The sequence below is a fragment of the Oculatella sp. FACHB-28 genome, from assembly GCF_014696015.1.
Classification (GTDB): domain Bacteria; phylum Cyanobacteriota; class Cyanobacteriia; order Elainellales; family Elainellaceae; genus JAAUTN01.
The window spans coordinates 1-9450 of record NZ_JACJPJ010000104.1 but is presented as its reverse complement, the minus strand read 5'-3'; the positions used below and the strand labels follow the sequence as shown (position 1 = coordinate 9450).

10 protein-coding genes and 2 pseudogenes are annotated in these 9450 nt (G+C 45.1%); 8 read left to right on the top strand and 4 right to left on the bottom strand.

Translation table 11 applies throughout. From position 1 onward, the window contains the following. The 4 genes and pseudogenes from H6F88_RS30565 to H6F88_RS30550 all read right to left on the bottom strand — a co-directional run. The coding region (locus H6F88_RS30565) for a hypothetical protein (RefSeq protein ID WP_190646597.1) at window positions 1–383 on the bottom strand (383 nt) is incomplete at its 3' end. A gap of 314 nt (window positions 384–697) precedes the next feature. Next, window positions 698–814, bottom strand: a pseudogene (locus H6F88_RS30560) (IS5/IS1182 family transposase); the annotation flags it as partial. A 373-nt stretch (window positions 815–1187) separates the two neighbouring features. After that, on the bottom strand, window positions 1188–1478 hold the full coding sequence (locus tag H6F88_RS30555) for a thermonuclease family protein (RefSeq protein WP_190646596.1): 291 nt from the start codon (window positions 1476–1478) through the stop codon (window positions 1188–1190). Beyond that, complete coding sequence (locus H6F88_RS30550) at window positions 1479–1775, bottom strand: hypothetical protein (protein ID WP_190646595.1); 297 nt, start codon at window positions 1773–1775, stop codon at window positions 1479–1481. A gap of 326 nt (window positions 1776–2101) precedes the next feature. On the opposite strand from H6F88_RS30550, the gene H6F88_RS30545 reads away from it, so the two are divergent. From H6F88_RS30545 to H6F88_RS30510, 8 genes and pseudogenes are all read left to right on the top strand, one after another. Next, entirely contained in the window at window positions 2102–3148 is a 1047-nt protein-coding gene (locus H6F88_RS30545) for a PstS family phosphate ABC transporter substrate-binding protein (RefSeq protein ID WP_190646594.1), read from the top strand. A gap of 121 nt (window positions 3149–3269) precedes the next feature. After that, on the top strand, window positions 3270–4208 hold the full coding sequence (pstC, locus tag H6F88_RS30540; protein WP_190646593.1) for a phosphate ABC transporter permease subunit PstC: 939 nt from the start codon (window positions 3270–3272) through the stop codon (window positions 4206–4208). Between the two features lie 7 nt (window positions 4209–4215). Then, on the top strand, window positions 4216–5118 hold the full coding sequence (gene pstA / locus H6F88_RS30535) for a phosphate ABC transporter permease PstA (protein ID WP_190646592.1): 903 nt from the start codon (window positions 4216–4218) through the stop codon (window positions 5116–5118). A 129-nt stretch (window positions 5119–5247) separates the two neighbouring features. After that, complete coding sequence (pstB, locus tag H6F88_RS30530; RefSeq protein WP_190646591.1) at window positions 5248–6057, top strand: phosphate ABC transporter ATP-binding protein PstB; 810 nt, start codon at window positions 5248–5250, stop codon at window positions 6055–6057. 13 nt (window positions 6058–6070) lie between these two features. Next, window positions 6071–7195 (top strand): sulfate ABC transporter substrate-binding protein, encoded by a 1125-nt coding sequence (locus tag H6F88_RS30525; RefSeq protein WP_190646590.1) that lies wholly within the window; start codon window positions 6071–6073, stop codon window positions 7193–7195. Between the two features lie 301 nt (window positions 7196–7496). Further along, window positions 7497–8324, top strand: coding sequence for a transporter substrate-binding domain-containing protein (locus H6F88_RS30520; protein WP_199333870.1), 828 nt, complete (start codon window positions 7497–7499; stop codon window positions 8322–8324). Continuing rightward, window positions 8311–8961, top strand: coding sequence for an amino acid ABC transporter permease (locus H6F88_RS30515; RefSeq protein ID WP_190646589.1), 651 nt, complete (start codon window positions 8311–8313; stop codon window positions 8959–8961). The genes H6F88_RS30520 and H6F88_RS30515 overlap by 14 nt, the downstream gene beginning before the upstream one ends. A gap of 215 nt (window positions 8962–9176) precedes the next feature. After that, a pseudogene (locus H6F88_RS30510) lies at window positions 9177–9450 on the top strand (IS6 family transposase); the annotation flags it as partial.

Below are 9450 nucleotides of genomic sequence, written 5' to 3'. Positions count from 1 at the left end.
GGTGGATTAGCCTGATTGACCAGTTGCTCTAACAGGCTACGCTCGGAGCTGCCTTCATAACTGTTGATCATCTGATCAAGCAACGTAACTTTGGCTGCAACATCCTCCACCTGCCCGATCGCTTCAAACACCTGAATTAGGGCGATCGCTGCTGCCTCAGTCTGCCCATCATTGACATGCTGCCGCGCCTGATCAACCAGCTCATTTAAGGCAAACTGCTCCAACTGAGCAAGCTCCGTTGCACAATCGCTCGCACTGCTCCTGGTCGGCATTACCGCTGGATTAGTAGCTTGACTAATTTGAACGGCCAAAGCAGTCGGACAAAGCGCCACTAAACACACGACGGCACTTAGCGTTTTCAACCCTTGAGAAAACAGAAACATTACAAAAACCTGCGACCGAATAATATAAATCGAGTTGCCCTAAATACAATTGACGTACTTTCGATCGCCCTCGGTGTCTACGTTTGTGCCAGTTGTTTAGTTGGAAAGATCGATTTAGTAACCCAAGCGAAATTGTCAGAACTGAGTATTCAGATCTCGTCTGTTCTTCAGAAATAAGCCCTTTCTTTTGTTTTCTTCGTTAAGCAGCTTGAAATATCACTTGCAATTCATTAGCTCGTTCTATAAGCCGTTCTCTTTTCTAGGGTAAAGACACTACTGACACTGTTGGCGAAACATTAGACTTCCTGCATGAATCAAGAGGCACGTGACAATTCATAGTTGAGTAAGCCAGCAATTAGGTTCAAGCGCAAGCCAAACCATTTTCTGCGGTTGCGATAACGCCCCGAAAAGATGCGAAAAATCTTAAAGCGACGAATCACAGGTTGTGTCGCAAAAAATTCCTGAAACGCTATCTGTAGGGTTACAACACGTGCAGTTCAACTCCATGGGTAGAGTTTCTAAAATTTTTTGCGACACAACCGTCAATCGAGAGGACAGTTTATCTCAAGTCAGATTTATTGAATCAATCTTTGGAATTGTTGCATAAAGTAATGTGAATGATGTAGATCATTCACATTAGAAATTCTTGCGACTTTTTCAGTGTCTAGCCAATACTTAGGGTCGGCAGCATTGGGCGATCGCCTGCGCATTAACTCAACTCCTTCTTGATCAAGTCTTTCAACAACCCTCTACGTTCAGTTCCAATCGCCTCCCCCTGGTATTGCCTAAAAGCTGCGATCGACCTTACCGTGAATGTTGCTGTCGCCAAACCCAAGGGGGAAGTGCAGCAGGATCTGACCATACCCCCTCTTGCTGCTGGCTGGCTTGTCCTTCCACCTCGGCAATAACATCGCCGTTATAGCAATCTTCAACAAAGTCTGGATAGGTATAAGCAAGGCTACCAGCTACCATTTCAGCATTAATGAACCGCTCTTCTTCTGGATTCGCTGCATTTTGGGCTGAGATGAACACTTCTGCAATCGTTCTGCCCTGCCTGTCTTTGCCATGAGGGATTAAGATAATCTGCCTATTCACTCAATGGATTAGTTGTTCCAGGTATTGCTTCGATTCTGTTCCGAAGGGTTGCTCTAGTTCAGGGGCATCAATTCCACATAGCCTTAGCGTTTCTGAGCGCCACCCCTTTTGAATACGCAGAACATCACCGCTTTGCACTTCAATCACAGGGGCTAGTTGGCTGGCTCCTGGCTCCTGCGCTAGGGCTGCATTCTGGCGGGAGGTGGAAGGGTATTCGTAGTTTGGTTGTCTATCGAGAGTATTCTGCAACTGCTGATAAGCGACCACACCGACTACCCCCAGGATTGGAATAGTCAAGACGGCTTGTTAAGTTAATCCTTTAGAGAGATGAGTGTAAACAATAGTTTGTATACCGTTAAACTACGGTAAACCGATCAAGTTTTAGTATTTTAACGGTTGAATCGCTGATGATTTTTGACTTAGCTTCAAAACTATGACTGCTATACCAATGCAGTTAAGCAAACTAGGGCGCTCGCAACCTCTCTTTCAGAGAATAGCGACATCTCCCAGTTTGACTGGACTGCCGATATGGGAGCCAAACTTTTTACGACTAGGCAAATCTTCTGGCTCACCTAGGATGCTGAATTAAGAACGCAATGAAAGATCTTTTGTAGTCATTGTCTATGCACAACCCTACGCTCAACCGCCCACCTCGTAAGCCCAACCTTCTACCGCAGCCAAATTTAAGATCCCAAGCTTCACTAACATCCTTAATAGTACTTTTCACCTTTGGTATAACATCTTGTAACAGCATAGAAGAAAAGAAAAATGAAGTCAGTGTTGATGGTGGAGCGGTAGGTTTTCCTATTCATCAAGCTGTTGCAGAAGAATTTCAAAGGGCTAGACCTGATGCTCAGGTTAGTGTTGCTTCGAGTGGCACTGGAGGTGGCATCAGCAAGTTCTGCAACGGTGACATTGACGTTGTTGGTGCCTCACGTGCCATTAAAGATGAAGAAATCGAAACGTGTAAAGAGAAGGGTATTGAGGTTGTAGAGCTACCGATCGCTCTAGATGGCATTGCGGTTATTACTAATCGTGAAAATGACTTTGCTGAATGCCTGACTATTGAGGAACTTAACAAGATCTGGACCGCTGAATCAGCGAATCAAGTAACCAACTGGAACCAAGTTAATTCACAATTTCCAGATCAGCCGTTAAAGCTTTATGCCCCAGCTTCTGATACTGGAACCTTTGATTATTTCACGCAGGCTATCACAGGCAAAGCTAAAAATAGCCGCACAGATTACACTCCGAGTCACAATCAAAACGTCCTTGTGCAAGGGGTTATTGGAGATGCAGGTGCTTTAGGGTACGTTGGCATATCTTACTATCTGGCAAACCAAGACAAACTGAATCTTGTCGCTGTGCAAAGTCCAGAAGGAACATGTGAAACGCCAGTTCCTCTAGACAATGTTGTGAAGAATGTCTATTTACCCTTGTCTCGTCCCCTCTTTATCTATGTCAGCAAGAGGTCTTTGGACAACGAACCCGCAGTGAAGGATTTTGTTGAATTCTATATTGAGAATTCTTGGAAATGGGTTGATCAAGTTGGTTATGTGGCGTTACCCGATGAAGCTTACCCTAAAGTTAAACAAAAGCTTGCCTCTGGTGAAACAGGTTCTGAATTCAACGATGCAAAGCCGGGCGAACCGATCACGAATCTCCTTTAGGATAGTTCTCGTTTTAACTTTTGTACGGGTGAATTTACTCAGTAGAATTGCGATCGAACAAGAACTTTAAATAAACTCACCCTACTTACTTAACACGCTCTCCAACAGCTTTCTAAGTGCTATGCAAAACACAACTGATAGAGATGAATTGGATCGACAAGATAATCGATCGCTTGAAAGAAAAGCAGGCGAAGACATTCAGGAAAAGATTATTGCAGCACTTTTATTCGGTTGCGCGTTAGTTTCCGTACTCACTACCTTTGGAATTGTTTTTATTATCTTTCGAGTAACCTTTCAATTTTTCCAAGAGGTTTCACTCGCGCAGTTCTTTCTCGACACCGAATGGACACCTTTATTTGCAGAGAAACGTTTTGGGATTTGGCCTTTAATTAATGGCACTCTATTGACGACAACGATCGCCATGCTTGTTGCCATTCCTCTAGGTTTATCATCTGCTATCTACTTAAGCGAATACGCCTCAGCTAAAGTGGCAAGGATTTTACGTCCTGCTGTAGAACTGCTGGCGGGAGTACCTACAGTTGTTTTTGGTTACTTTGCTCTGTTATTTGTGACACCCACACTGCGGAACTTTCTTCCCCTGGAAGTCTTTAACGCCCTTAGCGCTGGGCTAATGACAGGGGTCATGGTCATGCCTACCGTTGCCTCTATTAGCTTAGATGCCCTGCAATCTGTGCCTCGCTCATTACGGGAAGGCGCTTACGCGATGGGAGTCACAAAACTGGAAGTCATTAACAAAGTGATTTTTCCTGCGGCTCTTTCTGGGATTGCTGCCTCGATTATTCTAGGCATCTCTAGAGCGGTTGGTGAAACGATGATTGTTGTGATTGCTGCTGGACAACAACCGCGGCTCAGCATTAATCCGTTTCAAACGGTGGAAACCATGACCGCTTACATGGCTCAAATCTCTGGTGGAGATAGCCCACGTGGCAGCCTCAATTACAACACACTGTATGCCGTGGGAGCTGTTTTGTTTCTGCTGACACTGACTCTAAACATTGTCAGTCATTGGATTGCTAATCGCTACAAAGAAAAGTACTAGATACATCATGGCGACTTCTTTTTATCAGAATGATCTTCAAGAACAAGCAAAGGAATTCAATCCGCAGCTAGAGAGACGAGAGAGGATCGGCAAGGTTTTTGAAATTCTCTTTCTAATTGGTTTGTCAATAGGCTTAGTCGTTCTTGCCCTCCTAGTGATTGACGTGTTTAAGGATGGCTTCGTTAGGTTGCTAACGCCTGGTTTTCTAACTGACACCCCTTCTCGTTTTTCAGACGACGGGGGAATACGCCCTGCTATTTTTGGCAGCATTCTTCTAGGGCTATTAGTCATGTTAGTTTCCGTTTCTATCGGAGTAGGAGCGGCTTTGTATCTTGAAGAATATGCACCAAAGGCTTGGTGGACAGATATTATCGAGGTGAACATTGCCAACTTGGCTGGAATTCCTTCGATCGTTTATGGGTTGCTGGGGCTAGGTGTTTTCTATTATCTCTTGGGTTTTGGCCCATCTTTGATTACTGGCGCACTAACGTTGTCCCTGCTGTCTTTGCCCATCATTATTGTGACTGCCAGAGAGGCGATTCGAGCTGTTCCAAATGCCCTACGAGAAGCGTCCTACGGCTTAGGTGTGACCAAGTGGCAAACGGTATGGAATCATGTTTTACCTTATGCTGTTCCAGGAATTTTAACCGGAGTAATCCTTTCCGTTTCGCGGGCGATCGGTGATGCAGCGTCTCTGCTTGTCATTGGAGCTGTAAGTTTTCTCACGTTCAATCCTGGTTTGTTTCAGCGCTTTATGGCTTTGCCAATTCAGATTTACAGTTACATTACTCGCCCTGAACCTGGTTTTGTTAACGCAGCCGCAGCAACCATCATTGTTTTATTGTTTGTCGTGCTGGTTCTCAATGGTGTGGCGATCTATCTGCGGAATCGCTTCTCGTTACTAAAATAAAACATTTGTTGTTGCTTCTGTACAGACGAGTTTATTAGTAGAACCTTGTACCGCAACAAATAACTTGCTCAAACTCAGCCTCTACAAACTCCAAATTTCAACTGTAATACAACCCTAGAAAGTATACCTATGCGATCGGACAATACAACCCTAAATCCGCTAGATACAGCGACTTTTGCCGTCAGAGGGGTCAAAGTTTACTATGGTGATTTTATGGCGCTTCAGGAAGTCAATATGGAAATTCCTGAACGACAAATCATTGCCTTTATTGGACCTTCAGGCTGTGGCAAAAGTACGCTGTTACGTTGCTTCAACCACATGAACGATCTGATCCCTGGCGCTAGAGTTGAGGGCAAGATCAATTACCAGGGAAAAAACATTTACGATCCCAAGATCAATCCGGTAAAAGTCCGGCGTCAAGTTGGAATGGTGTTCCAGAGACCAAACCCTTTTCCCAAGTCAATTTATGAAAATATTGCCTTTGGTCCACGTTCCAATGGTTATAAGGGAAATATGGACCAATTGGTGGAGCAATCTCTACGCCGGGCTGCGCTTTGGGATGAGGTCAAAGATAAGCTGAAAGCAAAGGGCACGGATTTATCTGGAGGACAGCAGCAGAGGCTTTGCATTGCACGGGCGATCGCCATGAAGCCAGATGTGATTCTAATGGATGAACCTGCATCTGCTCTCGATCCAATCTCAACGAAACAGGTTGAAGATCTGTGCCTAGAACTCAAGGAACAATACACGATTATCATCGTGACCCACAACATGCAGCAAGCTTCACGGATCTCAGATCTGACTGCATTTTTCAGTACAGAGACAGATCCTGGCGGTAAGCGTCGGGGAAGATTAGTGGAGTTTAGTCCTACCAAACAGATTTTTGATTCTCCTAGTACTCAAGAAGCTAAAGAGTATATTAGTGGGCGTTTTGGCTAAGACAGGGTTTAAGATGATGTACTCGATTGCACAAATCCAGACTTACATTTTTCAAGCTTTGCAGGTTATTGGACAGTGGTATCAACGATCGATAGGCAATAAGTTAAACCGACGTTCTTTGTGGCACTTTGTCTGCCTATTCTTGCTAGGCGTTAGCTTGAGCGCGACGATCGCTGCCTGTGAAAGTAGTTCTGCCGCTAAACCGGATGTCAAGCTAAGGTTAGTTTCCTATTCGGTTACTGAAGCCGCTCACGATCGAATCATTCCTAAATTTGTTGAGAAGTGGAAGAGAGAACATAACCAAAATGTCAGTTTTGAGCAGAGTTACGGTGGTTCTGGTGCGCAAGCTCGCGCTGTAATTGAAGGTTCACAAGAAGCAGATGTAGTACATCTGGCACTCGCCCTTGATATTAATAAAATCCAACAAGCCGGTTTGATTGAAGCAGGTTGGGAAAGAGAAGCCCCCAAAAATGGTGTTGTGACGCGATCGGTAGCGGCTATTGTCACTCGCCCTGGCAATCCTAAAGGCATCAAGACTTGGGCAGACTTGACGAAAGACGATGTGAAGCTGATTGCGGCTAACCCCAAAACGTCTGGTATTGGGATTTGGGAGTTCTTGGCATTGTGGGGGGCTATGACCCAAACAGGAAGTGATGAGCGTCAAGCACTGGAGTATGTTACTGAAGTCTATAAAAATGTCCCTGTACTAACAAAAGATGCCCGTGAGGCGACTAATCTATTTTTCAACCAGGGTCAGGGAGACGTTTTAATTAATTACGAGAATGAGATTATTTTGACTGAAATGAATGGTCAGAAATTGCCTTATACAATCCCTGAGGTGAATATTTCGATCGATAACCCTGTTGCCGTTGTAGACAAGAACGTTGATCAACATGGCACTAGAGAAGTTGCAGAAGCGTTTGTCGATTTCCTTTACTCAGCAGAAGCTCAACAAGAATTCGCCCAGTTAGGTTATCGTCCTGTCAACCCTAATGTAGTTGCAGAGGCAGCATCGAAGTTTCCTCAAGTCAAAACTCTGTTCACCGTTCAAGATTTTGGAGGATGGGATCTGATTCAGAAGCAGTTCTTTGCAGACGAAGCAACGTTTGACAAGATTCAGGCTGCCAGCAAAGCATGAAAACCTTGAGGATTGCAAGTTAGGATTGCCTGCACTAACAACATTCACTGGAATAACAGTGTTCAAATCAGTCTGAATATCAATATCATGCGATCTAAAGAATTGTGCGTTACGCTACGCTGACGCATCCTACGTTGAATTCCACCTGACTGCTTGGTATTCCTAGAGCGAAAGGTAGAAGTCACAGATACAATTTCCAGCATAATACGGTAAATTGATAAACTTACCGTATTATAAAGAATGAGAGCCATTTCCTTTTGTTTTACAACTTAAGGTTAATTACTTTTATTAGGGCAGTGTCATGGTTAAGCCTAATTTAATAATTAGGAAACTAACGCGATCGCAGTTTATTCGTCTACTGATGCTGGCAAGCAGCAGTGCAGTAGTGCTAGCAGCTTGCGGATCTAATTCGACTGATACATCTAGTGATTCACCAGGCGCTAGTACGGATCAACCGCTAACGGTGGGAACAGAAGGAACTTATCCACCCTTCAGTTTCAGAGATCTTCAAAGTAATGAATTGACGGGCTACGACATCGACATTGCTACAGAAGTAGCGAAGCGGCTAGGACGACCGATTGAGTTCGTACCGACGCAGTGGAAAAGTATGCTGGCATCTCTAGATGCAAAACGATTCGACTTTGTTGCGAATCAAGTCTCGGTTACACCTGAGCGCGAGCAGCAATATGCCTTTTCGCAGCCTTATACCGTGTCGGGTGCGGTTGTTTTGGTCAGCCAAGACAACCCCAAAAATATTCAAAGCGTTAATGATCTCAGCGGTAAAGTCGTTGGTACAACCCAGGGTAGCAACTTTGCTAAAGCAGCAGAGGAAGCGGGGGCTGAGGTGAAATATTATCAAGGCATTGCTCAGGTATTGACCGATCTTCAGCAAAATCGAGTTGATGCGGCACTCAACGATCGCCTCTACGTCCTGACTGAACTGCAAGAAGCGAACTATCGAGTGAAATCGGTGGGTGAACCCTTCACTAGAGAAACAACGGCGTTCGCGTTCCGTAAAGATAACACTGAACTGCGAGATCAGGTAAACCAGGCACTAGATGCCATTAAACAAGACGGTACACTGGCAAATATTTCAAACACATGGTTTGGTGAAGATGTCAGTCGTTGATCTTTTAATTGACTCTCTGCCTCTGTTGCTCAAAGGCGCACTGATGACCGTTTGGATTAGTGTTCTTGGGATTGTGTTCGCGTTGCTTGTGGGACTGCTCGTTGCGATCCTGGCGTTGTCCGGAGTTCGGGTGCTAGAGTGGCTTTCAAGTCTTTATGTTTCTTTCTTTCGCGGTACGCCCCTACTAGTGCAATTGTTTATCATTTATTTTGGCTTTGCAGGCATCGTCCGGTTTACACCGTTTCAATCGATCGTCATCGGCTTAACGTTGCACTTTGGAGCCTATATCTCTGAATCCTTTAGAGGAGCAATCCTCTCAATCGCAGGAGGACAATGGGAGGCCTCAGCCTCATTGGGTTTAAGTCGGTTTGACACATTCGTGCATGTGATTCTGCCGCAAGCGTGGCGACGAGCCATTCCCAGTATTTGGAATTCTTTGATTGACGTGGTAAAAGCCTCTTCCCTGGCTTCCGTTGTCACCGTTGAAGAATTGACTAGTATTGCCGACCAAATTAGCTCTGCTTCAGCGGTGGTCCTACCAATTTTGCTAGAGGCAGCCCTGATTTACTGGGCATTGACCACTCTGCTGGACATTGTTCAGCGATATTTCGAGCGTCGCTATCGCTATGCTGACTGATTGGTTCTACACAGCTTGAATGTTGATTAGCTTCTCCTGTGTCTACAGCAATTTCCACTTGGATAAACTACAAATCCCTGTAGGGGCAATTCGCGAACTGCCCCTACGCTATGGCTTACCCATCAGAAAATGTCTGTAAGTTGCCAGGGTATTGTCAAGTTAACGCTGAGGTAGAATAATCGGACTGATTCCACCTTGTTCGCGGCTCCCGGTTCATGTACTCTCGTCATCGCTTTCCTGGCGAAATCATCAGTTATTGTGTCTGTCTTTACTACACCTTTCCCCTGAGCTACCGGGATATTGAAAAGATGATGCTGTACCGGGGCATCGAGGTGACGTACGAAACGATTCGGATAATGGTGTCAGAAATTTGGGCAGCCATACGCCAACGGGCTTCGGCGCAAACGACCCTACCTCACCGATAAATGGCATCTCGATGAAGTGGTGGTAACGATCAAGAAACAACAATATTACTTGTGGCGGGCAGTA

What these genes read in the sequence shown, in the direction of transcription:
- pstA (WP_190646592.1), top strand. Translation starts at nt 4,216, where the DNA reads ATGGCGACTTCTTTTTATCAGAATGATCTTCAAGAACAAGCAAAGGAA.
- pstC (WP_190646593.1), top strand. Translation starts at nt 3,270, where the DNA reads ATGCAAAACACAACTGATAGAGATGAATTGGATCGACAAGATAATCGA.
- pstB (WP_190646591.1), top strand. Translation starts at nt 5,248, where the DNA reads ATGCGATCGGACAATACAACCCTAAATCCGCTAGATACAGCGACTTTT.
- H6F88_RS30515 (WP_190646589.1), top strand. Translation starts at nt 8,311, where the DNA reads ATGTCAGTCGTTGATCTTTTAATTGACTCTCTGCCTCTGTTGCTCAAA.
- H6F88_RS30520 (WP_199333870.1), top strand. Translation starts at nt 7,497, where the DNA reads ATGGTTAAGCCTAATTTAATAATTAGGAAACTAACGCGATCGCAGTTT.
- H6F88_RS30525 (WP_190646590.1), top strand. Translation starts at nt 6,071, where the DNA reads ATGATGTACTCGATTGCACAAATCCAGACTTACATTTTTCAAGCTTTG.
- H6F88_RS30545 (WP_190646594.1), top strand. Translation starts at nt 2,102, where the DNA reads ATGCACAACCCTACGCTCAACCGCCCACCTCGTAAGCCCAACCTTCTA.